We start from the raw sequence: 25,988 nt of genomic DNA on the forward strand, positions 1-25,988 counted from the left end.
ACTGTTGCATCGGCGCCGCCGCCCCTACACTCGAACCATCATCAAGGCGTGACACACGGGGGAAGGTCCATGGAACGCATGCTGCAAGCGATGGAAGTTTTTGCGCGGATCGTCGAATGCGAGAATTTCACGCGCGCATCCAACCTTCTGGGCATACCAAAGGCGTCCGCCAGCTTGCTGATTCAGCAGCTCGAAGTTCATCTGCAAGTAAAGCTGCTGCACCGCACGACCCGCCAGGTTCGGCCGACGTCCGCCGGCATGACGTTCTACGAATATTGTCTGAAGATTCTCGCCGACATTACCGACCTTAGATCCAAGATCGGATCGTGTGCAGGACAAGCGAGCGGCAAGTTGCGTGTCGAACTGCCCGGCGACATTGCACGCCAGTTGATGCCACACATCGCCCGCTTCCGTCTCCAATATCCGGATGTCAGCCTGCAGGTTTCCACGCCACGGCATTCCTCGAACCTGATCCGCGATGGCATCGATTGCGCGGTCCGGCTGGGCGAGCTCGAGGATTCGTGCCATTTCAGCCGCCAGGTTGGAACGTACCAGTTGATCACGGTGGCGAGCCGGCTCTACATTTCGCGACATGGATGTCCCGACACGGTGCAAAGCCTGTCATCGCATCGCACGGCGCACGCTTCCCATCAGGGCGACGGCAGACCGTTGGAATTCGGCTTCGCACTGGACGGCCGAAGCATCCGGCACCCACTGCCCGAATCCATCGTCTTCGACGACATGGACCTGCTGCTTCAATATGGTTTGCAGAATGGCGGGGTCATTCAGGTCTGGGATACCGTGGCAACGCCGTATCTTGCCAGCGGACGGCTCAAGGAGGTGCTCGCGCATTGCCGCCCGCTAGCCCGGCCGATCCATGCCATCTATGCATGCCGGACGCGTGAATCGATGACGCTGCGCGTTTTTGTGGACTGGCTGTCCTCGGCATTGGAAAGCTGCCAGACAGCCGGCAGCCGCCCAGCATCCGAAGACAAAACGCGCACCGCGTTGGAAGCCGCCTGCACCCCGGCCTGAGAGCGCCGAAGCATCGAGTACGGCGATCGCCACCGGGGGCCAGCGCCGATTTTTCCTGACCGGCATATATTTCGCGGGCCACCTATAATCCGGTTTTTCGGATAGCAGTGCGGGTGGAGCGATGCATCGAATCGGATATTTTCTGACGGACGAATTCCAGGTCATGGCCATCGGTACACAATCCGTGTTCGAGTTCGCCAACGTCGTGGCCCGCGAGCGCGTGTACGCCGTGACCAATTACTCGCTATCGGGTGGGGACGTCCATGCGTCGCTTGGCATCTCCGTCAAGACCGAGCCCATTCACAAGAGCACTGATGCCGATACCTGGATGATCAGCGGCATTGTCGACCCGACCCAGCGCTCCAGCACGGCTGCGGAACTGGATTTTGTCCGGGCGGCGTCGAAACGTTCGCGCCGGACCGCCGGACTTTGTACCGGCGCATTCGTTCTGGCAGACGCCGGCCTGCTCGACGGCAAGCGCGCCACCACCCATTGGGCCTACGCCGATGCGCTGAAGGCCCGCTGCCCCAACGCGCAGATCGAATCCGACCACATCTTCGTTGTGGATGGCGGCATCTGGACATCGGCTGGCTTGACCGCTGCCATGGACCTCGCCCTCGGTCTGGTCGAACAAGACCTGGGCCATGAAGTGGCAACCAAAGTCGCGCGCGTCATGGTCATGAACCAGCGACGCGCCGGCGGCCAGTCCCAGCAGTCCGCAATGCTGAAGCTCGCGCCGAAATCGGACCGCATCCAGACTGCACTCGAATACGCGCGCCAGAACCTGGCACGACCCCTGCGCGTAGAGGAACTGGCACGCGCCGCCCATCTCAGTACGCGGCAGTTTCTGCGCATTTTCCAGGCCGAGACCGGCCAATCGCCAGCCAAGGCGATAAAACAGCTACGCATCGAGACGGCACGCACCATGATTGAGCGCGGCCGCCACCCCTTGGAAGTCATCGCGCGAGAAACCGGCTTTCGTGACCGCAACCACCTCCGCGAGGTCTTTGTCAGCACCTATGGCGCAAGCCCTCAGGAATTGCGCCGGGAAGCCCGGACCCCTATTGCGGCGTAGCACGCTGGGACGCGACTGAACGACCGTCTGTCCATCTGTCTGAACAGCGCGGGCGTACCCATAAATGAAAACACCCCAAAAGTCGGTGTCCAACTTTTGGGGTGTCATTCACAAAACTTTAGCGCGCGATCGTTTAGATTTTTTCCAGACTATCGCGCCGCTTTTAAAACTATCTTGTCACGCTACAGATTCGCTCAGGCGAAGTTCTTCGCGGCGAAATCCCAGTTCACGACGTTCCAGAATGCCTCGACATACTTCGGACGGGCATTGCGGTAGTCGATGTAGTAGGCGTGTTCCCACACGTCGCACGTCAGCAGCGGCTTGGCGTCGGTGGTCAGCGGCGTGGCGGCGTTCGAGGTGGACACCAGGTCCAGCGAGCCGTCGGTCTTCTTGACCAGCCAGGCCCAGCCCGAACCGAACGTGCCGACGGCAACCTTCGTGAATTCTTCCTTGAACTTGTCGAACGAACCCCACTTGGCGTTGATCGCGTCAGCCAGGGCACCGGTCGGCTGACCGCCACCGTTCGGCTTCATCGATTCCCAGTAGAAGGTGTGGTTCCAGACCTGGGCAGCGTTGTTGAAGATGCCGCCCGACGACTTCTTGACGATTTCTTCCAGCGACGCGTTTTCGAACTCGGTGCCCTTGATCAGGTTGTTCAGGTTCGTGACGTAGGTCTGGTGGTGCTTGTCATGATGGAACTCCAGGGTCTCCTTGGAGATGTGCGGAGCCAGGGCGTCATGCGCGTACGGAAGAGGAGGGAGCGTGTGTTCCATTGTTCTGTCTCTGTTGGGTGGGGAGAGTGGCCGATTGTAGGTGACTTGCCAGACCCGCGCAAACGGCCCCGGAAAGCCCCCTGGTGTCATGTTAGTTTCCCGCGCGGCCAGTCAGGAAACCCGTTCTATCGATTGAGAATCAGTCTCAACCGAATGCATCTAGAACGTCTCCAGCTTGGCTTGCACGCCGGCGATTTCGATGTCGGCACTGCCCTGCGCAAGCCGCGCTTCGATCACGCTGCCCGCGCGCAATTCGGCCGGTGATCGCAATGCGCGGCCGCGATTGTCGAGCAACACCGCATAGCCGCGTTCGAGCGTGCGTTGCGGCGCCAGCAACTCCAGCGCGCCGGATACCCGCGCCAGCCGCTGCGACTCGCGCTCGTGGCGCCGCTCGGCCGCCGCTTCCATGCGCGCGGCCAGCCGCGTCAGTTCCGCCTGCGCGCGCGCCACATCTGGCTTGCAGGCGCGCCAGCGCATAGTCAGAACATCGTGCCGATGCCGCTGCGCCGACACGGTATCGCGCAATGCCGCACGCAAGTGTCGCGCCAGATTGTCGACGCGCGCGCGGCGCTCCTGCAGTTGCGACTGCGGACTGCGCAGGCGCCGCGCCAGCCATTCCAGGTGCTGGGCGCGCCGTTCGAGCTGGCGATCCATGCATTGCGCCAGCGCATCGCGGGCGCGGCGCGTGGCCTGCAACAGATGCGCGCGATCGGGGCTGACCAGTTCCGCCGCGCCCGTCGGCGTCGGCGCGCGGACGTCGGCCACAAAATCGGCAATCGTGAAATCCGTTTCATGGCCGACCCCGGACACGACCGGCATCGCGCTGCGCGCGATCGCATGCGCCACCACTTCCTCGTTGAACGACCACAGGTCCTCGATGCTGCCGCCGCCGCGGCACAGGATCAGCACGTCGCACTCGCGCCGCGCGCTGGCCACATCGAGCATCGCGGCGATCTTTTCGGCGGCGCCGGCGCCCTGTACCGGCACCGGATAGACGATGATCTGCACATGCGGCGCGCGCCGCTGGAGCGTCGTCAGCACATCGCGCATCGCGGCCGCCTGCAATGAGGTCACCACGCCGATTGCGCGCGGATGCGGCGGGATCGGCCGCTTGCGTTCGGTATCGAACAGACCGGCCTGTGCAAGTTTTTCCTTGAGCCGCAGGAACGCTTCGTAGAGATTGCCAAGGCCCGCGCGGCGCATGGCCTCGACACCGAGCTGCAATTCGCCGCGCGCCTCGTACATCGACACCACGGCGCGCACCTCGACGGCTTCGCCGTCGCGCGGGGCGAAGTCGACATGCTGGTTGCGGCCGCGAAACATCACGCAGCGGATCTGCGCGCGCGCGTCCTTGAGCGAGAAATACCAATGCCCGCTGGCCGCGCGGGTGAAATTTGAGATTTCTCCCCTTACCCACGCCAGTGGAAAACTGCGTTCGAGCACACCGGCGATGGCGTGGTTGAGTTCGCTGACGGGGATGACGTCACGGGTGCGGGAGAGCGGCTGAGGCGGCGCAAAACGCGAAGGGTTCTCATTCTCTGGCATGGCGCGGCTACCGCACAGGCGGCGTCGGATGGACATGTCCACAGCATAACGGGTCTGTCAAGAGGCAGCGCACACCTCACATGCATTTCCCCAGGATCCGCATACTTCCGTACAAGCCATTGATTCTTATGAATTTTCGGCCGGGGCCAAAAAACAGGCAATGTAAGAGAAAACCTTACGCGTCAAACACTTATCGAAATCGGTGCGGGCTTGTTCACAAAGTTATCCACAGAAGTTTTGGATAAATGATTTGTCAAGAGCCGGATCTGTGGACAACGTATACGTTCCCAGCCGGCTTGTGCGGTGGTAACGGCCCGCGTCTGCCGATGCCCATGTCAATCAGCCGGACAGGCTAATACCATCGGTTGCCCGTTTTTTAGGCACAACGCGGGCTTTCCATACGGATCAACGGTTTACGTCGCTTCTCCCACGCTTATCCACAACCGGTCCACAGTCCTGTCCTGTTTCCATGTGGAAACTGTGCGACTTGTCTGATTGACGGATCCTTATCTGCCCGGACGTCGTTTGCACATTCTTTGAGCAGCGGAAAACTTCGGCTTTTAAATCAGTATTTTAGGGTGGTTCTTAGACTGCTTTCCACAGCCGGTCCACAATGCTGTCCCTGCCACGTGTGGAAAGCCCCTCGAAATGGTTACCAACCGTGCGAAAACAGTTGCAGACACCCCCCTGCGGCGGATGGGCGGCCTGTTTCGGGCGCTTTGCCCAAAAATCAGGCAGACCATGCGATGTCCTTTACGATCAAAGGCTTAGCCTGCTTTTCCGAGCGCTTTCCACAAACCGTCCACAGCACTATCCCGGTTTGGTGTGGAAAGCCGCAGACAAGGGCTTGATCCTCGTGGCTTGCCGCGCGCCAAGGCGCGGGTTAGAGTGGCGCCTGCAATTTTTCGAGCATTGCCGCTGCACGTTGCGAAGTCGACGTGCATCAAAGGCTGCCACGCATTTCGTCCAGCTAGCTGTTCCGTTTGTTCCGTTTCGGGTCTGTCGTTCGTTCGTAGAATTCGGGGGTCCACGTGTTTTCCATCATTCAAGCGGCCGGCTGGCCGATCTGGCCGCTGCTGCTCGCGTCTGTCATTGCGCTTGCACTGATCGTCGAACGTTTCGTTTCCCTCAAGCGCAGCAAGATCCTGCCGCCCAAGCTCTATGACGAGGCGCTGTCCGCCGCGCAGCAGCGCAAGGCCACGCCGGAAGTCGTCAGCAATCTCGAAAAGAATTCGCCGCTCGGCCGCGTGCTGGCCGCCGGTCTGCGCCACGTGGTGCTGGAGCCGCAGACCTCGCGCGATGCCGCGAAGGACGTAGTCGAGGAAGCCGGCCGCATCGTCGCGCACGAGCTCGAGCGTTACCTCAATGCGCTCGGCACGATTGCCTCGGTGGCGCCGCTGATGGGCCTGCTGGGCACCGTGGTCGGCATGATCGAGATCTTCGGCAATCAGGGCGGCACCGGCGCCAATCCCGAGCAACTGGCGCACGGTATCTCGGTGGCGCTCTACAACACCGCCTTCGGCCTGATCGTGGCCATTCCCGCGCTGATCTTCTGGCGCTATTTCCGCCGACTGGTCGACGACTACGTGGCGGAGCTGGAATTCCGCGCCACCGCCTTCCTGGACGCCATCCTGCCGCAACGGCGGGGCTGACGCGCACCGGAGCACGCCAACATGCGTTTCCGTTCCCGCCAGCGGCGCGAGGAGCCGGAGATCAACCTGATCCCGCTCATCGACGTGCTGCTCGTGATCCTTATCTTCCTGATGATCACGACCACGTACTCGCGCTTTACCGAACTGCAGATCCAGCTGCCCACGGCCGACGCCGACCGCGCGCAGCAGCGTCCGAGCGAAATCGTCGTGTCGGTGTCGGCGCGCGGCGTCTATTCCGTCAACAAGCAGATCCTCGAACAGAAGGACGTCACCAGCCTGGCCGACCAGTTACGCAGCGCGGCGGGCCCGGCCGGCAACGGACCGCCGCCGGTGGTCATCGTCAACGCCGACGCCCAGGCCACGCACCAGGCCGTGATCAATGTGATGGAGGCCGCGCGTGTGGCCGGCCTGTCGCGCCTGACCTTCGCCACGCAAAGCACGCAGCAGCGCTGAGGTGCCGTTCCGGCCGCGCCGCGCGCGATGGACGGCAAACTTGCCGCGTGCGCCGCGCGATGCCCATAATGTCTGCATTCAGCGGACGTCCCGGCGACGGCGGCGTCCGCTCCGCCCCTTTTCACCGCTGCCCATGCCCGCTCCCCGACACGGAATTGCCGACTTCGTCACCGCCCAGTGGCAACGCCGCGGCTGGTTTGCCTGGCTGATGTGGCCGCTGTCGCTGCTGTTCGGGCTCATCGCGCGCACGCGCCGCATCGCCTACCAGCGCGGCTGGTTCAAGTCCACGCGGCTACCGATGCCCGTGATCGTGGTGGGCAATGTCACGGTGGGCGGCACCGGCAAGACGCCGGCCGTGATCGCGCTGGCGCAGGCGCTGAGCGAGGCGGGCCTGCGGCCCGGCGTGGTGTCGCGCGGCTATGGCGTGAAGCTGCGGCACCCGCGCCGCGTCAAGCCCACCTCGAAGGCGAGCGATGTCGGCGACGAACCGCTGCTGATCGCACGCGCCGCCGATGTGCCGGTCTGGGTGTTCCCCGATCGCGCGTTATGCGCGCAGACGATGCTGGTCTCGCACCCCGGCGTGAACGTGCTGTTGCTCGACGACGGCCTGCAGCACTACCGGTTGCAGCGCGACTTCGAGATCGTGATGTTCGATGCGCGCATGGGCGGCAACGGGCTGCTGCTGCCGGCCGGCCCGCTGCGCGAACCGTTGAGCCGTCCGCGCGACGCCACGCTGATCAACGACCCCAACTTCAAGGCGACGCCCGACAAACCCGATGTCTACGGCATGCGCCTGGAATTGGAGCAGGCCTGGCAACTGATCGATCCGACCATGGCGCGGCCGGTCTCGCAGTTTGCCGACAAACGCGTGCTGGCTGCCGCCGGCATCGGCAATCCGGAACGCTTCTTCGCCAGCCTGCGGCGCGCGGGACTGTCGCCGACCGCCACCATGCCGTTGCCCGACCATTACGACTTTGCCGACGACCCGTTTGCGGGCAACGACAGCGCGCTCGATGCCGACGTGATCCTGATCACCGAGAAGGATGCCGTAAAATGCGAGCGCTTCGACGACCCCAGGATCTGGGTCGTTCCCACCACGCCCGTGATCGATGCGGGCTTGATCGACAAAATCCGCCGCGCCGTGATGGCGCGCAACCCGTCCGTCGCCACTCCCGTTACCACCGGGCATACCACCGCCACGGGCGCGACGAACGGTCTCGACAAGGAACACCAGGATGGACAACCGGCTGCTTGAAATCCTCGTCTGCCCGCTGTGCAAGGCCAAGCTGGAATACGACCGCGCCGCTCAGGAACTGATCTGCCACGCGGACAAACTCGCATACCCGATCCGCGACGGCATCCCCGTCATGCTGGCCGATGAAGCGCGCCAGACCGTGCCGGGGCGCGTGGTGCCCGTGGAACCGGCCGGCCCGGCCGGCAACTGATCCGCCGTCCTTCCCTGTCGACGCCCATGAGCATTCCCGCATTCACGGTGGTGATACCGGCCCGGCTGGCATCGTCCCGCTTGCCCAACAAGCCGCTGGCCGATATCGGCGGCCATCCGATGATCGTGCGCGTGGCCGAACGCGCGCATGCGTCGTCGGCCCAGCGCACCGTGGTCGCCACGGACGCGCCCGAAGTGGCGGCGGCCTGCGCCGCGCACGGCGTGCAGGCTACGCTCACGCGCGCCGACCACGCCTCCGGCACCGACCGCCTGGCCGAAGTCGCCGCGCAACTGCAGCTTGCCGACGACGCCATCGTGGTCAATGTGCAGGGCGATGAACCGCTGATCGACCCGACCCTGATCGACGAAGTCGCGTTGTATCTGGCTGCCCATCCGGACTGCGCCATGGCCACGGCCGCCCATCCGCTGCATGACGTGGCCGACGTGTTCAATCCGAACGTGGTGAAGGTGGTGTGCGACAACGCGGGGCGCGCGCTGTATTTTTCTCGCGCGCCGATCCCCTGGGCGCGCGACGCCTGGGCCGCCGTGCCGCAGCAACCTGCCGCTTCGGCGCAGGTGCCGCTGCCGGACATGTCGGTGCTGCGTCATATCGGCATCTATGCGTATCGCGCTGGATTTTTGCGCCGTTTTCCCACGCTGGCCGCCGCGCCGCTCGAACAGACCGAGGCGCTGGAACAGTTACGCGCGATGTGGCACGGCGAACGCATCGGCGTGATGGTCACCGATGCCGCGCCGGCACCGGGCGTCGATACCGCGGCGGACCTGGAACGGGTGCGCGCACTGTGGGCGCAAGGCATGGCGCAGGACGGCCCCTGAGCTGTCACGGGCGTGGATGGCGGCCGCATAGACCGCAGTTGTCCGTTGAAGTTCATACTGCTGCAACTTCAGTGCAGGCCGAATCGTTATGCGCCATGGCATAATGCCTGCCGATACAGAGCCCGCTGGCGCGCCGCGCGCGTCGGCAAAGGCTCGGTGGGGAGATAGAGATCGAGCCAGCCCGGATGCGCGCCGCTGCCGTCGTCGACACGACCGGCCAGTCGCCGCAGCGCTTCGGGCGCCGTGCATGCGTGGACCGCGCCATATGCCTTGACCTTCACGTCCGGCATGACGACGCGTAAGTCCTGCGTCAAGTTGCGGCGTTACCCTCCGTCGATACCTCCCGCCAGACCGAATTCAAATACCTTGAGGACCCGTAAATGCGTTTGATCCTGTTGGGCGCGCCTGGCGCCGGCAAAGGCACGCAAGCCAAGTTCATCTGCGAGAAGTTCGGCATTCCGCAAATTTCCACGGGCGACATGCTGCGCGCCGCGGTCAAGGCCGGCACGCCGCTGGGCATCGAAGCCAAGAAGGTGATGGACGCAGGCGGTCTGGTGTCCGATGACATCATTATCGGCCTCGTGAAAGACCGTCTTAAGCAGCCCGACTGCGCCAAAGGCTATCTTTTCGACGGTTTCCCGCGCACGATCCCGCAGGCCGAGGCCATGAAGGAAGCCGGCGTGGCCATCGACTACGTGCTGGAAATCGACGTGCCGTTCGACGCGATCATCGAGCGCATGAGCGGACGCCGCGTGCACGTGGCATCCGGCCGCACCTATCACGTCAAGTTCAATCCGCCGAAGACGCCCGATGTCGACGACGAGACTGGCGAACCCCTGATTCAGCGCGACGACGACAAGGAAGAGACCGTGCGCAAGCGCCTCGAGGTCTATTCGCAGCAAACCCGTCCGCTGGTCGACTACTACTCCGACTGGGCCGCCAAGGGCGACGCCTCGGCCAGCGTCGCACCGCCGAAATACCGCAAGATTTCGGGCGTGGGCGATGTCGACAAGATCACGGCCAGCGTATTCGACGCGCTGAAGTAAGCCGCACGATCCACATCCGACACCGAAACGGCCTGGGTTTTTCCCAGGCCGTTTTGTTTGCGACAGCCGTTTGGGGGAAACGCCCGGTTGCCGCCCGCAGGCCCGGAGGCCAACCTTCATCGTTCCCGTTTCCTTGCGCATCGATTTACGTTAACGTAAACGGCACTCACAAAAAGGAGACAAGCGGATGGACATCCAGGGCAACGTTTTCATCATCACCGGCGGAGCGTCGGGTCTGGGGGCGGGCACCGCCCAAATGCTGGCCGGCGCCGGCGGCAAAGTCGTGATCGCCGATCTCAACGAAGCGGCCGGCACGGCGCTGGCCAGCAAACTGGGCGGGCAATTCGTGAAATGCGATGTCGCGTCCGAATCCGACGGCCAGGCCGCGGTCGACGCCGCCCTGAAGCTGGGCCGCCTGTCCGGGCTGGTCAATTGCGCGGGAATCGCCGTGGCGTCGAAGACCGTGGGCAAGAACGGCCCGCATCCGCTCGATGCATTCGAAAAGACGATCCGCGTGAACCTGATCGGCACCTTCAATATGATCCGGCTGGCGGCGGCGGCCATGGTGCAGAACACGCCCGACGCCGAGGGCGAGCGCGGCGTCGTCATCAACACCGCATCGGTGGCAGCGTTCGACGGCCAGATCGGCCAGGCCGCGTATGCCGCGTCCAAGGGCGGCGTGGTCAGCATGACGCTGGCCATTGCACGCGATTTGTCCCGCGATGGCGTGCGTTGCATGACGATCGCGCCAGGACTGTTCGAAACGCCGATGCTGCTGGGGATGCCGCAGGAAGTGCAGGACGCACTGGGCAAGATGGTGCCGTTCCCGCCGCGGCTTGGGCGACCGGCCGAATATGCGAGGTTGGTGCAGGCCATTATCGGCAACCCGATGATGAACGGCGAAGTGATCCGCCTTGACGGCGCGATCCGGATGCAGCCGAAGTAAGCGCTACGTCCCCGCAATGGTCTCCGCCGGCAACAGCATCGCCAGCATCAGGCCCGGCGACGCCGGCGGCACCAGCGACAACTGCTCGTAGTAGACCAACCCGCGCGCCGGGTGATGGAAGCCGCGGCGGCCGCCCTGCCGCTCTTCCACATCCTGCGAGCGCCATGCCTGGGCAAAAGCCGGGCTGTCCTCGAGCAGCCGATCGATCAGCGCGCGCGTGGGCGGATCCTCGGCGTGGCGCAGGCTATGGACGCGAAATTCGGCCACCAGCCGCGCGGCGCGATGCGGCCAGTCTTCCACCAGCGCCTGCAGCGGCGGCGACAGGAACATCGCACGCAACAGATTGCGCTCCTCGCTATCTGGATCGAGCCAGCCCACGAACAGCGACGCCGCGGCGGCATTCCAGGCCAGCGCCGTCCATTGCCGATCGAGCAAATACGCTGGCGCGGCAATCGCCTGCACGCTGGCCAGCAGCGCCGCCGGGACCGCCGGCTCGGCGTCCTGCCGCGGTTCGGGCTTGCCGGCCAGCGCGAACAGATAGGCGCGCTCGGCGCGCGACAGGCGCAGCGCCAGCGCCAGGCTTGTCAGCGCGCGCGCCGACATTGCCACGGGCCTGCCCTGCTCCAGCCAAGTCACCCAGGTGGCACTGAGTCCGGACAACTGCGCCACTTCCTCGCGCCGCAGGCCGGGCGTGCGGCGACGTCTGCCCGGTGGCAGGCCGACATCGGCCGGCGTCAGGCGCTCGCGGTGACTGCGTAGAAATGCGCCAAGTTCGGCTTCTCGCGAAGAGGGACCCACCGGTTCTACAGGCATGGCTGGTGACTCTTATACCAGGATAAAAGTGTGACTTGTACCGGGAAAACACGGCGTCTACAGTACGTGAACCCCCGGGGCCGGACAACCTTTTTTCACCTGCACAAGAACGAGGCACCCCTCATGCAACAACAAGAACTCGTCGCCGCCCAATTCGGCGCCACCGCCAACGCCTACCTCACCAGCACCGTGCATGCGCAAGGCGCAGATCTGGATCAACTCAAGCTGGCACTGGCGCACCTCAAACCGGTGCCGCACAGCCGCGTGCTCGACCTGGGCTGCGGCGCGGGGCACGCCAGCTTCGCCGCGGCGGCAATGGCCAGCGAAGTGGTGGCGTACGACCTGTCGGCGGAAATGCTCGATGTGGTGGCCCACGCGGCGCGCGATCGCGGCCTGAGCCATATCAAAACGCAACAGGGCGCAGCCGAAGTGCTGCCGTTCGCCGACGCCAGCTTCTGCGCCGTGGTGTCGCGGATGAGCGCGCATCATTGGCGCGATGTTCCGGCCGCGCTGCGCGAGATCCGCCGCGTGCTCAAGCCGAACGGCAAGATCGTGCTGATCGACATCGTCGGCGCCGAAGATCCGCTTTGCGACACCTGGCTTCAATCGGTGGAACTTTTGCGCGATCCGTCGCACATCCGCGACTACACCCCGACGGCATGGGCGCAGATGTGCGAGACGGCGGGATTCAGTGTCGATGTGTCGCCGGTCTGGCGCATCGACATCGAATTCGACAGCTGGGTAGCGCGCATGCGCACGCCGGAGGTTGCGCAAGCGGCCATCCTGCACCTGTGGCAGAAGGCGCCCGCCGAAGTGCGTGACCGCTATCGCGTGCAGCCAGATGGCAGCTTTGCGCTCGAAGCGGCGATGATCACCGCCGTGCCACGCGCGCTGTAGTCAGACGGCGACGGCCTCGGACGGAATCGGCATGGTCTGGACCATGTGCCAGACCGCAGCGGCGGCTGGCGACAGCGACCGGTCTTCGCGCCGGACCATGACGATGCTGCGCTCTTCGCGCGGCGTGAGCGGCCGGGATACCAGCGGCGACGCCTCGGGCAACGGCAGCGAGAACGACGGCAGCACCGACGCGCCGATGCCCGCTTCCACCATGCCGAACACGCTGGCCGAATGCCCCAGTTCCTGCACGACCTGGGGCGCCACGCCGTGCCGCGCCAGAATCCGGTCGATCAGCGGCCGGCTGCCGGACGCGAAGTCGAGCAGGACCAGCCGTTCGCCGTGCAGCGCACGCCACGGCACCGAATCGGCATTCGCCAGCGGATGGTCGCGGCGGCAGACGAAACAGAACGGGTCGGTGGCCAGCGGCGCGATGGTCAGCCCTTCTCGCGCCAGCGGGTCGATCAGCACCCCAAAGTCCACGGCGCCAGCGCGGATCTGCTCCAGGCCGTCGGCCTGGACGTTGTCGCGCACATACAGTCGGATCTCGGGATACTGGCTCGCGCAGGCCGCGACGTACATTGGCATCAGGCGCGCGGAAATCGTCGGCGCGCTGGCGATCACGACACGGCCGCGATAACGCTCGCCAAGCTGGCGCGTTTCCTCAAGCGTGTCGTCCAACTGCCCCAACAGGCGCTCCAACGCCGGCACCAATGCCGTTCCCGCATCGGTCAGCACCACCTCGCGCGTGGTGCGATCCAGCAGGCGCACGCCAAGTGCTTCCTCAAGCTCCGCCACGCCGCGGCTGACGGCGGGCTGAGTCAGGCCCACGGCGTCCGCCGCGCGGCTGAAGCTGCCATGCGCCGCCACCGCCAGAAACACCCGCAACTGCCGCAATGTGTAATTCATGCAACGGTCAAATGAATGAATGAAATAAATGAATTTGCATTCTAGACAAGACAGGCGTCCAATACCAAGCGGAAACCCTTACGCACTATCCCGATGTCCGCCATCCTCGCTCCCTTCAAGAAAATCTATGACCTGATCGACGGATTCGTCCTGATCATGTTGACCGCCATCGGCATCGCGCTGATCGCCCCGCAAATCGGCACCGGCGACGGCCCGCTGCACCTTGGCATCGTCACCAATCTCGGTGTCGCGCTGGTGTTCTTCCTGCACGGCGCGGCATTGTCCCGCGACAAACTGGTGGCCGGCGCAAAGCACTGGCGCCTGCATGTGTTCGTGCAGAGCTTCACGTATATCGTGTTTCCGATCGTCGGCGCGCTGCTGATGCTGTCGCTGCGCAACACGCTGCCGCCCGAATTGCTGCTGGGTGTGTTCTACCTGTGCGCTTTGCCGTCGACCGTGTCGTCCTCCGTGGCCATGACGTCGATGGCACGCGGCAATGTCCCGGGCGCCATTTTCAACGCGACGATCTCTGGCCTGATCGGCATGGCGCTGACGCCGTTGCTGATGGGCCTGGTGATCAGCGCCAGCGGCGCATCGATGCCGCTGGGCCGCGCACTGATGGGCGTGGCGCTGCAACTTCTGTTGCCGTTCGCGCTCGGGCAGGCCGCGCGTCCGCTGATCGGCAACTGGCTGGCCAAGAAAAAGCAGATCACCAACAAGATCGACCGCGGCGTAATCGTGCTGATCGTCTACTCGTCGTTCTGCGATGCCACCGCCGCCGGACTGTGGCACCAGTACCACTGGCAAACCATTGGCGCAGTGATGGGCATCGCCGCCGTGCTGCTGTTCGTGATCCTGGGCACCACCACGTTCACGGCGCGACGCCTCGGGTTTTCGGTCGAGGACGAAATCACGGCCGTGTTCTGCGGTTCGAAGAAAAGCCTGGCAAACGGCATCCCGATGGCCAAGATCCTGTTTGCCGGACATCCGGCGCTGGGCCTGCTGGTGCTGCCGCTGATGGTCTATCACCAGTTGCAGTTGATCGTCTGCTCGGTGATTGCCGCGCGCTACGCTAATCGCGACGACGTCAAGGAAGAACGCAACGCGGTCCGCGCGTGACATCGCCCGCCCGCACATGAAAAACGGCGCCTCGGCGCCGTTTTTTGTTGCCACGGATTGCCGCGGATTGCGGCGTATCCCCGCTCACACCGACGGGTTTTTCGACAGCGGCGGATTCTTCGCGAAATAGGCGCGAATGCCGCGCAGGATGGCGTTGGCCAGTTGCTCCTGGTGCGCGTCGTCGTTGAGCTTGCGTTCTTCCTCGGGATTGCTGATGAACGCGGTCTCGATCAGGATCGACGGAATATCCGGCGCCTTGAGCACCGCAAAGCCGGCCTGTTCGACGCTGCCCTTGTGCAGCCGGTTGATGCCGCCGATTTCCGACAGCACGGCCTTGCCGACCTGCATGCTGTCGTTGATCTGCGCCGTGGTGGAAAGATCGAGCAGCACGCGCGACACCTGCGCGTCCTTGTTGCCCATATTGGTTCCGCCGATCAGGTCGGCGTTGTTTTCCTTGTTGGCCAGCCAGCGCGCGGCCGAACTGGAGGCGCCGCGTTCGGACAGCGCAAACACCGATGCGCCCTTGGCCTCCGGCGACACAAAGGCGTCGGCGTGGATCGACACGAACAGGTCGGCCTGCACGCGGCGCGCCTTCTGCACGCGCACGTTCAACGGCACGAAGAAATCCGAATCGCGCGTCATCATCGCGCGCATGTTGGGCTGCGCATCGATCTTGGCGCGCAGCCGCGAGGCGATCTGCAGCACCACATCCTTTTCGCGCGAGCCCGCCGCGCCGATTGCGCCGGGATCCTCGCCGCCATGGCCCGGGTCGATGGCCACGGTCAGCAGCCGGCGCATCTTGAACTGGCTCGGCGGCGGCACGTTGGTCTGGGCGATCGGCGGCGCAATGGGCGGCGGTGCAACGGTGGATTTGTCGGACGCGGACGGCGTGGACGGCTTCGGCTTCACGGCCGCCACAGCCGGCGGCGGCGCGGTGGTGGCCGGCGGCAGTTGGCCGCGATCCTCGAACTTGCGCACGATAGCGCCGATCGCGTCTTCCTCGGCTCCGGCCGCGGCGCCCGCCACGGCATCGTTGCCCGGCGGCGGCGTGGTCGCAGCGAAACGGCGCTGCTTGTCTTCGGTGTCGCGCACCAGCTTCCAGAGCGGGTCGGGCGGATTGACCGGATACAGGTCGAATACCAGGCGGTTGCGGTAGTCGCCGATCGGCAGCAGCGTGAACACCTGCGGCGACACGTCTTCCTTGAGATCGAACACCATCCGCACCACGCGCGGCCGGTTCTGGCCAACCCGCACGGACTGGATATAGGGATCGTTCGGCGTGATCTTGGCGACCAGTTCGCGCAGCGTTGGCGACAGGTCCAGGCCGTCGATATCGACCACCAGGCGGTCCGGATTGCGGATCATCTGATGCACGGCGACGAGCTTCTCGTCGGATTCGATCGTCACCCGCGTGTAGTCTTCCGCGGGCCAGACGCGCACGGCCACGATGCCGGCGCCGAACGCGATCTGCGGTCCGGCCAGGGACAGCACCACGGTCCCGGCGCCAAACTTCAGGGCCTGCGCCATCCATTTGCGGCGGGCCTGCAGCAGTCCGTCGGGTCCATCGGGTCGGTCGGTGGCGAGTCGCTTGATCAGCATGCGTTCAGCAGGATAACTCCAGTGGGAGTATAGGCGCGCAATGTTGCCATGCGGCGATCGGCGCCCGCTTCGGCCTCGTTATCGACGATTCGCGGCCCGCGAATGTCCGATTGGAGCAACACGTGCAAATCGGGTTCCCCAAGCAGGCGACCGGCTTTTTCGGGCCATTCCACCAGATTGAAGGCGGGCTCGGCAAAGCAGTCGCGAAAACCGGCGTCGATCCACTCCTCGGGATCGGCAAAACGGTACAGGTCGAAGTGGTAAACGGTCAGCGCCGAGCCATCGGCGCGCTGCACGGCATAGGGCTCGCACAGCGTGTAGGTGGGGCTGCGCACCTTGCCGGCGTGGCCGAGCGCGCGCAGCACAGCGCGCGACAGCGTGGTCTTGCCCGCGCCGAGGTCGCCGGACAGTTGCACATGCACCGTGCGCGGCGGCATCTGGCTCACCGCCTGGGCCAGTGCGGCGCCCAGCCGGTGCGTGGCGGCTTCATCGGGCAGCGGCAGGATGCGTTCTTCGAGCAAAGGCATTGCGTACAATTCAGGGATGATCGACCGTGCAGCGCCCGCCCCCTCTCCGTTGTGTTCCGCGTCCGCGACGTCCCCGCAGTCCGCCGCGCAGGCGCCTGATGCGTCCTGGCAGGCAGGCGAGGAGGACATGGCGCGGCTGACGGCGTCGATTCGCGCCTGGGGCTGCGAGCTGGGATTCGATGCGATACGCATCGCCGATGTCGACCTGCGGCACGCCGAGGCGGGCCTGTTGGCGTGGTTGCAGGCGGGCTACCACGGCGACATGGATTATATGGCCAACCACGGCACAAAGCGCGCGCGGCCCGGCGAACTGGTGCCCGGCACGGTGCGCGCGATCGTCGCGCGCATGCCCTATCTGCCCGCGCAGGGCCCGCAGGACTGGCGCCGCCACGAACTGGCGCGGCTCGAAGATCCGGCCACCGCAGCGATCTCGCTCTATGCGCGCGGCCGCGACTACCACAAGGTCTTGCGCAATCGGCTGCAGCAACTGGCCGCGCGCATCGAAGCCGAGATCGGCACGTTCGGCTATCGCGTGTTCACGGACTCCGCGCCGGTGATGGAAGTGGCGCTGGCCAGCCAGGGCGGCCTGGGCTGGCGCGGCAAGCACACGTTGCTGCTCGATCGCGATGGCGGATCGATGTTCTTCCTCGGCGAAATCCTGGTCGATATTCCGTTGCCGGCCGATGCCCCGGAAGCGCCGCATTGCGGCAACTGCCGCCGCTGCATCGACATCTGCCCCACCGGCGCGATCCTGGAACCGTATCGGCTGGACGCGCGCCGTTGTATTTCTTACCTGACGATCGAGCACAAGGGCGCGATCCCAGAGCCGTTGCGTGTACCCATGGGCAATCGCGTCTATGGCTGCGACGACTGCCAGCTGGTGTGTCCGTGGAACAAGTTTGCGCATCGCGCCACGCTGCCCGATTTCGATGTGCGCAACGGCCTCGATTCGCCCGACATGGTCGAGCTGTTCGGCTGGAGCGAGGCGGAATTCAATCAGCGGCTGGAAGGCAGCCCGATCCGGCGCATCGGCCATGAACGCTGGCTGCGCAACCTGGCGGTGGGCCTGGGCAACAGCCTGCGCGCGGCGTCGCACGACGATGCGGCGCTGGCCGCGCGCATCCGGGCCGCCCTGCTCGCCCGGCGCAACGACGCCACGCCGCTGGTGCGCGAGCATATCGACTGGGCGCTGGCCCAGGAAAGCGCCGCCGTCAGCTGACCAGCGACAGCCACACCGGCGTGGTGACGATGGCAGCGATCGTCATCGCCGAAATCGTCGCCGCTACCATCGGCCCATTACCACCCATACGCACCGCCAGGATGTAGGCGCTGGAAGCCGTGGGCAACGCCGCATAGACCACCGCGATCTGGTACTGCAGCGTGGTCAGCGGCAGATGACGGCCGACGATCCATGCAAAACACGGCATCGCCAGCAGCTTCACGCCGGTCCACCACGCCATCGGCCCCACGCTGCCCGTGGCGCCGCTCAGCTGCAGCCCGGCGCCGACGGTCATCAGCCCGAGCGCCGTCGACGCCGAGCCGAGACGGCTCAACGTCATCGCGATCACCTCGGGCGGATGGAGGCCGAGCAGGTTGGTGACGAGGCCCATGGCCGTGGCGACGATCAGCGGATTGCGCGCCAGTTCGCGCAGCAATTTCGCTTCGCCATGCTTGGCCAGCGCCCACACCGCGACGATATTGCAGATCGGCACGGTCACGCCCACCACCAGCGCCATCATCGCCAACCCTTCGCTGCCGCCCAGCCGCGCCGCCAGCGCGAGCGCGATATACGAATTGAAGCGGAATGCAGTCTGCAAACCCGAGGCGAAATCGATCGGATCCGGGCGCAGCACGTACTTGACCAGATAGCCGGTCACCATGCCGAAGGCCATGGTCGCCAGCGCCAGGCCAAGCATTGCCGACGTGGAGGAAAAATCGAATTTGGCACTGTTGGTAGATTGCAACAGCAGCGCCGGGAATAGCACGAAATACACCAGGCGCTCGACGCCGCCCCAGAAACCGCGATCAAAGGAGGTGTATCGCACCAGCAGCCAGCCGATCAGAATCAGGCTGAAATCCGGCACCAGCAACAGGGCGGAAGACATGTCTCGAGATATTTTTCTGGTTGTCGTCGTGGCCGACGGCAGGCTTCGTCAAAAGTGAAGCCTAGGGCAGATCCGGATGGGTATTCTTTCAGACTTCCTGCAGCATGGCACGCTGAATTTCGTCTTGCCGGCAGCTTCTCGCCGCCCGTCGCACCATGAAGTCCGAGCCGTCAACGCCCCGCCGATCCGCATTTCCCCGCCGCCTTGCCGCCTCGCTGTGCGCAACGCTGGCGTTCGGCCTGCTGTTGCCCACGGCATCGGCCAAGGAGATCGAAGGCGTGCGCTTCGACGACGCGGCGCGGCTGGGCGGCAAGCATCTGCCGCTCAATGGCACGGGCCTGCGCGAAGTCTTCGTGATCAAGGGTTACGCCGCGGCGCTGTACCTGCCCGAGCGCGCGCGCAACGCCACGGTGGTGCTCGGTACGCCGGGGCCGAAGCGCCTGCAGATCCGTCCGCTGCGCGAAGTGGACTCGGCGACGTTCGTCAAGGCGCTCAACGAAGGCCTGCGCGACAACCATTCGGCGCTGCAAATGCGCTCGCTGTCCGATCGCGTGGCGCAGTTGGAACGGACCATGACGCAGATGGGCGCGGCGCACCGCGGCGACATCATCAATTTCGATTTCACCCCCGACGGCGGCACCGCCGTGACTCTGAACGGCATTCCGCGCGGGCAGACCATTCCGGGTGAAGATTTCTACCAGGCCGTACTGCGCATTTTTCTCGGTGAACACCCGGTGGACCGCGATCTGAAACGCGGCCTGCTGGGCGGCTGAATTCAAGCACGCCGGCGCACCGCCGCAACCCGCGGCACGCCGGCGATTCATGACCTCCCCGGGCGCGATCCGCCCGGCTTTTAGAACGGGAGACTCTCTTCAAATGCAAGCTGGCAAAACCGCACTGACCATCGCCATCGCGGCCGCCGCGTCGGTGGCTTCGATCGCACACGCGCAAAGCAACTATCCCACCAAGCCGATCCGCCTGATCATTCCGTTTGCGCCGGGCGGCACCACCGATATCGTGGGCCGCGGCGTGGCCGACCAGATGAGCCGCATCCTGGGCCAGCCGGTGGTGGTGGAAAACCGCGCCGGCGGCGGCGGTTCGATCGGTGCCGACGCGATCGCCAAGTCCCCCCCGGACGGCTACACCATCGGCATCTCGACGGTGTCGACCATGGCCGTGAACCCGGCCTGCAACCCGAAGCTCTCCTACGATCCGATCAAGGACTTCAAGCCCATCGCCAACGTGGCGAACGTGGCCAACGTGATCGCGGTGAACCCGAACTTCCCGGCCAAGGACTACAAGGAATTCCTGGCCGTGCTGAAGGCCAATCCGGGCAAGTATTCGTACGCTTCGTCGGGCACCTGCGGCTTCGGCCACATGCTGGGCGAACAGTTCAAGGTATCGACCAAGACCTTCATGGTCCACATCCCGTATCGTGGCGCGGGCCCGGCGCTGAACGACGTGCTGGCCGGCCAGGTGCCGATCATGGTCGACAACCTGCCGTCGTCGATGCCGTACATCAAGGCCGGCAAGCTGCGCGCGCTGGTGGTGGCGTGGAACAAGCGCGTGGACGGCCTGCCCGATGTGCCGACTTTCGGCGAAATGGGCCTGAAGGAGCCGAACGATCCGGCCTGGTATGGTCTGGTGGCGCCGGCCGGCACGCCTGACGACGTCATCGCCAAGCTCAACGGCGCGGTCGTCAAGGCGCTGCAGGACAAGGGCTTTGCCGACCGGCTGCGCGCCGCCGGCGCCGAGCCGTCCGGCAACACGCCGGCGCAGCACGCCGCGGAGATCAAGAAGGAATTCGACAAGATGAAGACCCTGGTGAAGGTTCAGAACATCAAGCTCGAACAGTAATCCGGACGGCTCCGGCAAGCCGGCAGCCGCCAATTCAGGGCCACTTCGGTGGCCCTTTTTCGTGGGCGGCGGCAGGCGCGCGAAATCGGCATAAAATTCATGCCTGCCCTATCAACCGGCGCCACCGCCTTGCCTTTTGCCATGCAACGTCCCTTCGATGCCATCCTGCCCGCACCGTTCGGCAAAGTCGGCATTCGTGTCGATGACGATGGCGCGCTTGTCCACGAGATCGTCTACCTGCCCGACAGCTTTGCCGCGATCGCACCGTCCGGCGCCCTGGCGCAGCGCGTGGCCGCGCAACTGGCCGCCTACTACGACGATCCCGACTACCGCTTCGACCTGCCGCTGGCCACGCGCGGCACCGATTTCCAGCGCAAGGTATGGCACGCCATCAGCGCCGTGCCGCGCGGCGGACTGACCACCTACGGCACCATCGCCAAGACGCTGCAGAGCATGCCGCGCGCCGTGGGCCAGGCCTGCGGGCAGAACTGGTTTCCGATCGTGATTCCATGCCATCGCGTGGTGGCGGCCAGCGGGCTGGGCGGCTTCGCGCATCACGGCGAGGAAGGCTTTCATCTGGGCGTCAAGCGCTGGCTGCTGCGCCACGAAGGCGCGATGCTGCTATGACGGCCACGCTCGACGACGACCTGTCGCTGATCGACCGGTTCTGCGATGCGCTCTGGCTGGAAGACGGCCTGTCGCGCAATACCATCGACGCGTACCGTCGCGATCTGGCGATGCTGGCGCGCTGGCTGCACGAGAGCGAAACATGCGCGCTGCTGACCGTCGACGATGCGGCATTGTCCGGATATTTCTCGGCGCGACACGGCCAGACGCGCGCATCGTCGGCCAATCGCCGCCTCGCGGTATTCCGCCGCTTCTACCAATGGGCGCTGCGCGAGCATCTGATCGAGGCCGATCCGTGCCTGTTGCTGCGCCCCGCCAAGCAGCCGCCGCGTTTCCCCAAGACGCTCACCGAAGGCCAGGTGGAAGCGCTGCTCGAAGCGCCCGACACCGATACGCCGCTGGGGCTGCGCGACCGCACGATGCTGGAGCTGATGTATGCGAGCGGGCTGCGCGTGTCGGAGCTGACCACCATGAAGACGATCGAGATCGGCCTCAACGAAGGCGTGGCGCGCGTGGTGGGCGGCAAGGGCAACAAGGAGCGGCTGGTGCCGTTTGGCGTGCAGGCCGGCGACTGGCTGCGGCGCTACCTTGCCGAAGCCCGGCCGGTGCTGCTGGCCGGCCGCGCGTGCGACGAACTGTTCGTCACGCAACGCGGCGAAGGCATGACGCGCCAGACGTTCTGGCACCTGATCAAAAAACACGCGCGCGCGGCGGGCGTGCATGCGCCGTTGTCCCCGCATACGCTGCGCCACGCGTTTGCCACGCATCTGCTGAACCACGGCGCCGACTTGCGCGTCGTGCAGATGCTGCTGGGACACGCCGATATTTCCACCACGCAGATCTACACGCACGTGGCGCGCGAACGCCTGCGCGAGCTGCACCTGCACCACCATCCGCGCGGCTGACGCCGTGCGGTTTCAACGAATCATGAGCAAGACCAAGCACGTTTCCGAGACTCCCGCGACCCAATGGCTGCGCAAGCACAACGTGGCATTCGGCGAACATCCCTATGACTACGTCGACCACGGCGGCACCGCGGAATCGTCGCGCCAGCTTGGCGTGCCCGAGCATGCGGTGGTGAAAACGCTGGTCATGGAGGACGAAGCCGCCAGGCCGCTGATCGTGCTGATGCACGGCGACTGCTCGGTATCGACCAAGAATCTGGCGCGCCAGATCGGCTGCAAGAGCGTGCAGCCGTGCAAGCCTGAAGTGGCGCAGCGCCACAGCGGCTACATGGTGGGTGGCACATCGCCGTTCGGCACCCGCAAGACCTTGCCGGTCTATGTCGAGGCATCTGTGCTGGCGCTGGACACGCTGTACATCAACGGCGGACGCCGCGGCTATCTGGTCAGCATCGCGCCGGCCGTGCTGACCGACGTGCTGGGCGCAAAGCCCGTGGAATGCGCGCTGCCGGACTGATGCGTCGATACCGGGAAATCACGGAGTCCCCGGACGCGACGGCGCGCTACAATCGCGCCAGCCTGAAATCCCTTGTCTTGTCCCCACATAATGGTCAACCTGATTTTTGCCGTCATCGCCTATCTGATCGGATCGGTCTCATTCGCCGTCGTGGTCAGCAAGGTCATGGGCCTGCCCGATCCCCACAGCTACGGTTCCGGCAATCCCGGCGCCACCAACGTGCTGCGCACGGGCAACAAGAAGGCCGCCATCCTGACGCTGATCGGCGATGGGCTGAAGGGCTACGTGGCGGTCATGCTGGCCAAGCATTTCGGGCCCGCATACGGCGTGGATGAGACCGGCATCGCGATGGTGGCGCTGGCGGTGTTCCTCGGACACCTGTTTCCGCTCTACCACCGCTTCGCGGGGGGCAAGGGCGTGGCCACGGCCGCGGGCATCCTGTTCGCCATCGATCCGGTGCTCGGCGCCGGTACGCTGGCCACATGGCTGATCATCGCGTTCTTCTTCCGCTATTCGTCGCTGGCTGCGCTGGTGTCGGCGATCTTCGCGCCGTTCTTCTACGTGCTGATCGAAGGCGTGGATATCGTGGCGGGCGCGATTCTGGTCATCAGCGTGCTGCTGATCGTGCGTCATCGCGGCAACATCGCCAAGCTGCTGGCAGGCAAGGAAAGCCGCATCGGCGAAAAGAAGAAGGCCTGAGGATCACAGCCTTCCTGCCCCAGCCTGCATGGTGCGCGCCGATTGATGCATGGCTCGGCGCGATAAATCTGGCCCGGCGCCTTATGCTCAGGCCGCCTGGGCGATGGCCGCAAACGGAAACAGCATCTCGACGCGCAAGCCGCCTTCCGTGCGATTGGCGATCGACAGGCGTCCGCCCGACTGCCTGACCAGCCGATCCACGATGGCCAGCCCCAGCCCCGAATGCGCATTGCCGCCGCGCGCCGGATCCAGGCGCACGAACGGCATGGTGACGCGCTCGATGGCGTCGTCCGGAATACCGGGGCCCTGGTCCTCAACCGTCAGGCGCCAGCCTTCCTGCGTGCGCGCCGTTGCCACGTACACGGGCGGCGCGCCGTAGGCGTAGGCGTTGTCGACGAGATTGCCGATGATGCGGTCCAGCTGCGTGGCGATCATGCGGAAGCCCTCGCCGGCGGCGAGTTCCAACACCACCTGCCGATCCTGTTCCTGGAGCGACGCGGCAAGTTCGACGATCCGCTTGTCCACCGGCACGGGCCGCGCGGTCGGCTCGCTGCTCTGCGCAAAGGTCAGGAATTGCTCGACGATGGCAGACATCGAATCGACATCGCGCGTGACGCCGGCGGCGGCCTTCGGATCGGCCAGCATCTCGGCGCGCAGCCGCAGCCGCGCCAGCGGCGTCTTGAGATCGTGCGCGATGCCAGCCAGCATGGTGTTGCGCTCCTGGTCGATGCGCACCAGATCGGCCACCATGCGATTGAAACGCTCGATCAACTGGCGTAATTCATGTGGACCGCGCTCGCGCAGCGGCGCCACGCTTTGCTGGCGCGAGAGCTTTTCGGCCGCCTCGGCCATGTCGCGCACGGGCCGCTGGAGCTGCCATGCCACGAACAGCGCAAACACGATGGCCACGCCCACCACCAGCACCACGCCCGGAATCAGCCGGTTGTCCGGCGGCGGGTTGTGCACAAACAGGATCGGCATCGCAATCCACCGGTTGCGATTGGGCAGCTTGATCCACAGCCGTGGCGTGGAGGCTTCGTCCTCGAGCCTGACCTCGGAACCCTGCGGCAGGCGTCCCGTGAACTGTTCGACGAGCCGGCGCGGCCGCCCCGCACGCGGCGCCGCCGCATGCTGGTCCGCCTCGGCGTTGTCGGCCACTTCCACCAGGCTGGGCAATTGCACGGGCGGCCGGGCGTCAAGCGCCCGTTCGATACTGTCCAGCTGGAACAGCATCTGTTCGACGGAATAGTCGATCTGCTGCTGGCGCCGGTCCATGCGCAGTATCGCCAGCCACGAGAAATGACTGATCACCAGCACGGCGGCAATCAGCAGCGCCATGCGGCCGAACAGGGTGTCGATCCGGAGCTTCATTGCGGAATACTGTCCTCGGCCTCGTCCGGCACAAAGGTATAGCCACGGCCGCGCACGGTCTGGATATAGCGCGGGCGCTGCGCGTCCTCGTCGAGCAGGCGGCGCAGGCGCCAGATCTGCACGTCGATGCCGCGATCGCTGATGCCGTTCGCCGTGCCGTACATCAGCTCGACGATCCGCTCGCGCGACAGCACTTCGAGCGGATGCATCAGCAGCAGCTTGAGCAAGGCGAACTCGGTGTCGCTGATCGACACGGCCTGGCCGTTGCGATCGAGCGAGCGCTGGCGGAAATTGACGCGGAACGGCCCGAAGGTCATCGATTCACGGTCCTCCGGCGCGGCGGCCGGACGTGCCAGCTTGCGGCGCAGCACCGCGTTGATGCGCGCCAGCAGCTCGCGCGGCGAGAACGGCTTGCCGAGATAGTCGTCGGCGCCGATCTCCAGGCCGACGATGCGGTCGATCTCGTCGCTGCGCGCGGTCAGCAGGATCACCGGGATGTCGTCGTTCTTGGCCCGCAGGTTGCGCAGCGCGGTCAGGCCGTCCACCTTGGGCATCATCAGGTCCAGCACGATCAGCGCCGGCCGCTCACGCTCGAGCCGGGCCTGCAGGCCGTCGCCGTCATGAAGCACCGACACGGCAAAGCCCTGCGATGTCAGGTATTCGCGCAGGAGGTCGCGCAGTTCGGGATCGTCATCGACGACGAGAATCTGGGTAGGCTGATTCGTTCGCATAGGCACCATGATAGTCAGGCCGCTGCCTGCACATTGCAAATCGGCTCAGACGTTTTGTTTCCGGAGGTTACACCCGCGCCGCTCGTAATCCGCTGTAATAAAAGCGGGAAGGGGCGAAATACGTGGGATGGCGGCGGCACATTATTCTTCATCCCATGACGCGCCCTGCCGGGCGCCATCCCATCAGACGGCGAGTCGCCCTGCCCTCGCGATGCGGCATACTGCTGCCACTTCGCCGTCACAAGTCGCTGTGCGAATACCGTTTGGCACGCGCTCCTTTTTCGTCGTGCCGTTCCCAGGATTCCGGTCATGTCCCACCCAGAACAAGGTCAGCCTCTTCCCCCCAATCCGCCGCGCGGCCCGGCCCGCTCGCGCCGCCGTGTCTGGATCGCCGTCGCGGTGATCGTCGTGCTGGCAGGCGCCGGCTGGTACTGGCACAGCCAGCGCAAGGCCGCGCAGGAAGGCGCCGTCGCCGCGCCCGCGGGCGCCAGCGGCGCGGCGGGCAGGCGCGG

28 protein-coding genes and 1 pseudogene are annotated in these 25,988 nt (G+C 65.2%); 19 read left to right on the top strand and 10 right to left on the bottom strand.

The features are described 5' to 3' along the window. Positions 1 to 90 precede the first annotated feature (90 nt). Together F7R19_RS23445 and F7R19_RS23450 are read left to right on the top strand one after the other, a co-directional pair. Entirely contained in the window at positions 91 to 1,035 is a 945-nt protein-coding gene (locus tag F7R19_RS23445; protein ID WP_409364605.1) for a LysR family transcriptional regulator, read from the top strand. 121 nt (positions 1,036 to 1,156) lie between these two features. After that, positions 1,157 to 2,110 (top strand): GlxA family transcriptional regulator, encoded by a 954-nt coding sequence (locus tag F7R19_RS23450; protein WP_150982181.1) that lies wholly within the window; start codon positions 1,157 to 1,159, stop codon positions 2,108 to 2,110. A gap of 194 nt (positions 2,111 to 2,304) precedes the next feature. Here the strand turns inward: F7R19_RS23450 and sodB are convergent, their stop codons facing one another. Together sodB and xseA are read right to left on the bottom strand one after the other, a co-directional pair. After that, positions 2,305 to 2,883 carry a superoxide dismutase [Fe] gene (sodB, locus tag F7R19_RS23455; RefSeq protein WP_061958276.1) on the bottom strand — a complete coding sequence of 193 codons (579 nt, stop codon included), beginning with the start codon at positions 2,881 to 2,883 and terminating at the stop codon, positions 2,305 to 2,307. A gap of 159 nt (positions 2,884 to 3,042) precedes the next feature. Next, positions 3,043 to 4,428 (bottom strand): exodeoxyribonuclease VII large subunit, encoded by a 1,386-nt coding sequence (xseA, locus tag F7R19_RS23460; RefSeq protein ID WP_150982182.1) that lies wholly within the window; start codon positions 4,426 to 4,428, stop codon positions 3,043 to 3,045. A gap of 1,031 nt (positions 4,429 to 5,459) precedes the next feature. On the opposite strand from xseA, the gene F7R19_RS23465 reads away from it, so the two are divergent. From F7R19_RS23465 to kdsB, 5 genes are all read left to right on the top strand, one after another. Further along, a complete protein-coding gene (locus tag F7R19_RS23465) occupies positions 5,460 to 6,080 on the top strand; it encodes a MotA/TolQ/ExbB proton channel family protein (protein WP_150982183.1) in 621 nt (206 codons plus the stop codon). Between the two features lie 21 nt (positions 6,081 to 6,101). After that, on the top strand, positions 6,102 to 6,533 hold the full coding sequence (locus tag F7R19_RS23470) for an ExbD/TolR family protein (protein ID WP_061958279.1): 432 nt from the start codon (positions 6,102 to 6,104) through the stop codon (positions 6,531 to 6,533). A gap of 133 nt (positions 6,534 to 6,666) precedes the next feature. Then, positions 6,667 to 7,788, top strand: a complete 1,122-nt coding sequence (lpxK, locus tag F7R19_RS23475; protein ID WP_061958280.1) for a tetraacyldisaccharide 4'-kinase — start codon at positions 6,667 to 6,669, stop codon at positions 7,786 to 7,788. Then, positions 7,769 to 7,978 (top strand): Trm112 family protein, encoded by a 210-nt coding sequence (locus tag F7R19_RS23480; protein WP_061958281.1) that lies wholly within the window; start codon positions 7,769 to 7,771, stop codon positions 7,976 to 7,978. The genes lpxK and F7R19_RS23480 overlap by 20 nt, the downstream gene beginning before the upstream one ends. Before the next feature lie 26 nt (positions 7,979 to 8,004). Beyond that, the gene (gene kdsB / locus F7R19_RS23485; protein ID WP_150982184.1) at positions 8,005 to 8,814 is read left to right on the top strand and encodes a 3-deoxy-manno-octulosonate cytidylyltransferase; all 810 of its coding nucleotides are present in this window, start codon (positions 8,005 to 8,007) and stop codon (positions 8,812 to 8,814) included. A gap of 86 nt (positions 8,815 to 8,900) precedes the next feature. On the opposite strand, the gene F7R19_RS23490 is transcribed toward kdsB, so the two are convergent. Further along, positions 8,901 to 9,104 carry a hypothetical protein gene (locus F7R19_RS23490; protein WP_061958283.1) on the bottom strand — a complete coding sequence of 68 codons (204 nt, stop codon included), beginning with the start codon at positions 9,102 to 9,104 and terminating at the stop codon, positions 8,901 to 8,903. Between the two features lie 90 nt (positions 9,105 to 9,194). Between F7R19_RS23490 and adk the strand changes: the two genes are divergently transcribed. Both adk and F7R19_RS23500 read left to right on the top strand, forming a co-directional pair. Then, entirely contained in the window at positions 9,195 to 9,860 is a 666-nt protein-coding gene (gene adk / locus F7R19_RS23495) for an adenylate kinase (RefSeq protein WP_061958284.1), read from the top strand. A gap of 187 nt (positions 9,861 to 10,047) precedes the next feature. After that, the gene (locus F7R19_RS23500) at positions 10,048 to 10,806 is read left to right on the top strand and encodes a 3-hydroxyacyl-CoA dehydrogenase (protein WP_150982185.1); all 759 of its coding nucleotides are present in this window, start codon (positions 10,048 to 10,050) and stop codon (positions 10,804 to 10,806) included. Positions 10,807 to 10,809: 3 nt separating this feature from the next. Here the strand turns inward: F7R19_RS23500 and F7R19_RS23505 are convergent, their stop codons facing one another. Next, positions 10,810 to 11,619: a helix-turn-helix transcriptional regulator gene (locus F7R19_RS23505; RefSeq protein WP_150982186.1), complete on the bottom strand. Its 810-nt coding sequence runs from the start codon at positions 11,617 to 11,619 to the stop codon at positions 10,810 to 10,812. Between the two features lie 123 nt (positions 11,620 to 11,742). Between F7R19_RS23505 and F7R19_RS23510 the strand changes: the two genes are divergently transcribed. Then, complete coding sequence (locus F7R19_RS23510; protein ID WP_150982187.1) at positions 11,743 to 12,516, top strand: class I SAM-dependent methyltransferase; 774 nt, start codon at positions 11,743 to 11,745, stop codon at positions 12,514 to 12,516. Here the strand turns inward: F7R19_RS23510 and F7R19_RS23515 are convergent, their stop codons facing one another. Beyond that, complete coding sequence (locus F7R19_RS23515) at positions 12,517 to 13,422, bottom strand: LysR family transcriptional regulator (RefSeq protein ID WP_061958288.1); 906 nt, start codon at positions 13,420 to 13,422, stop codon at positions 12,517 to 12,519. It abuts the gene before it with no gap. 93 nt (positions 13,423 to 13,515) lie between these two features. On the opposite strand from F7R19_RS23515, the gene F7R19_RS23520 reads away from it, so the two are divergent. Further along, positions 13,516 to 14,541, top strand: a complete 1,026-nt coding sequence (locus tag F7R19_RS23520; protein WP_150982188.1) for a bile acid:sodium symporter family protein — start codon at positions 13,516 to 13,518, stop codon at positions 14,539 to 14,541. A gap of 84 nt (positions 14,542 to 14,625) precedes the next feature. Here the strand turns inward: F7R19_RS23520 and F7R19_RS23525 are convergent, their stop codons facing one another. Further along, the gene (locus F7R19_RS23525; RefSeq protein WP_061958290.1) at positions 14,626 to 16,140 is read right to left on the bottom strand and encodes an N-acetylmuramoyl-L-alanine amidase; all 1,515 of its coding nucleotides are present in this window, start codon (positions 16,138 to 16,140) and stop codon (positions 14,626 to 14,628) included. Then, a complete protein-coding gene (tsaE, locus tag F7R19_RS23530; RefSeq protein WP_150982189.1) occupies positions 16,134 to 16,667 on the bottom strand; it encodes a tRNA (adenosine(37)-N6)-threonylcarbamoyltransferase complex ATPase subunit type 1 TsaE in 534 nt (177 codons plus the stop codon). Before tsaE ends, F7R19_RS23525 begins: the two co-directional genes overlap by 7 nt. 127 nt (positions 16,668 to 16,794) lie before the next feature. On the opposite strand from tsaE, the gene queG reads away from it, so the two are divergent. Then, positions 16,795 to 17,886, top strand: coding sequence for a tRNA epoxyqueuosine(34) reductase QueG (queG, locus tag F7R19_RS23535; RefSeq protein WP_223505658.1), 1,092 nt, complete (start codon positions 16,795 to 16,797; stop codon positions 17,884 to 17,886). Here the strand turns inward: queG and F7R19_RS23540 are convergent. Beyond that, complete coding sequence (locus F7R19_RS23540; RefSeq protein ID WP_061958293.1) at positions 17,879 to 18,772, bottom strand: AEC family transporter; 894 nt, start codon at positions 18,770 to 18,772, stop codon at positions 17,879 to 17,881. The two genes, queG and F7R19_RS23540, sit on opposite strands and share 8 nt — an antisense overlap. 155 nt (positions 18,773 to 18,927) lie before the next feature. Between F7R19_RS23540 and F7R19_RS23545 the strand changes: the two genes are divergently transcribed. The 6 genes from F7R19_RS23545 to plsY all read left to right on the top strand — a co-directional run bounded on the left by F7R19_RS23545 (position 18,928) and on the right by plsY (position 23,374). Next, the gene (locus F7R19_RS23545; RefSeq protein WP_150982191.1) at positions 18,928 to 19,545 is read left to right on the top strand and encodes a chalcone isomerase family protein; all 618 of its coding nucleotides are present in this window, start codon (positions 18,928 to 18,930) and stop codon (positions 19,543 to 19,545) included. 103 nt (positions 19,546 to 19,648) lie between these two features. Further along, the gene (locus F7R19_RS23550; protein ID WP_061958295.1) at positions 19,649 to 20,629 is read left to right on the top strand and encodes a tripartite tricarboxylate transporter substrate binding protein BugE; all 981 of its coding nucleotides are present in this window, start codon (positions 19,649 to 19,651) and stop codon (positions 20,627 to 20,629) included. 141 nt (positions 20,630 to 20,770) lie between these two features. Then, positions 20,771 to 21,256: a methylated-DNA--[protein]-cysteine S-methyltransferase gene (locus tag F7R19_RS23555; RefSeq protein ID WP_150982196.1), complete on the top strand. Its 486-nt coding sequence runs from the start codon at positions 20,771 to 20,773 to the stop codon at positions 21,254 to 21,256. Beyond that, a complete protein-coding gene (xerD, locus tag F7R19_RS23560; protein ID WP_061958297.1) occupies positions 21,253 to 22,161 on the top strand; it encodes a site-specific tyrosine recombinase XerD in 909 nt (302 codons plus the stop codon). The genes F7R19_RS23555 and xerD overlap by 4 nt, the downstream gene beginning before the upstream one ends. Before the next feature lie 22 nt (positions 22,162 to 22,183). Continuing rightward, positions 22,184 to 22,675, top strand: coding sequence for an aminoacyl-tRNA deacylase (locus F7R19_RS23565; protein WP_150982192.1), 492 nt, complete (start codon positions 22,184 to 22,186; stop codon positions 22,673 to 22,675). Between the two features lie 90 nt (positions 22,676 to 22,765). After that, on the top strand, positions 22,766 to 23,374 hold the full coding sequence (plsY, locus tag F7R19_RS23570; protein ID WP_061960151.1) for a glycerol-3-phosphate 1-O-acyltransferase PlsY: 609 nt from the start codon (positions 22,766 to 22,768) through the stop codon (positions 23,372 to 23,374). 87 nt (positions 23,375 to 23,461) lie between these two features. Here the strand turns inward: plsY and F7R19_RS23575 are convergent, their stop codons facing one another. Further along, positions 23,462 to 24,745, bottom strand: coding sequence for an ATP-binding protein (locus tag F7R19_RS23575; protein ID WP_061960152.1), 1,284 nt, complete (start codon positions 24,743 to 24,745; stop codon positions 23,462 to 23,464). After that, entirely contained in the window at positions 24,742 to 25,476 is a 735-nt protein-coding gene (locus tag F7R19_RS23580; RefSeq protein WP_061960153.1) for a response regulator, read from the bottom strand. The genes F7R19_RS23575 and F7R19_RS23580 overlap by 4 nt, the downstream gene beginning before the upstream one ends. 309 nt (positions 25,477 to 25,785) lie before the next feature. On the opposite strand from F7R19_RS23580, the pseudogene F7R19_RS23585 reads away from it, so the two are divergent. Beyond that, positions 25,786 to 25,988 (top strand): annotated as a pseudogene (locus tag F7R19_RS23585) (MdtA/MuxA family multidrug efflux RND transporter periplasmic adaptor subunit); the annotation flags it as partial.

Origin of the sequence: Cupriavidus pauculus (assembly GCF_008801835.1) — a bacterium.
In the GTDB taxonomy this organism is placed as follows: Bacteria; Pseudomonadota; Gammaproteobacteria; order Burkholderiales; family Burkholderiaceae; genus Cupriavidus; species Cupriavidus pauculus.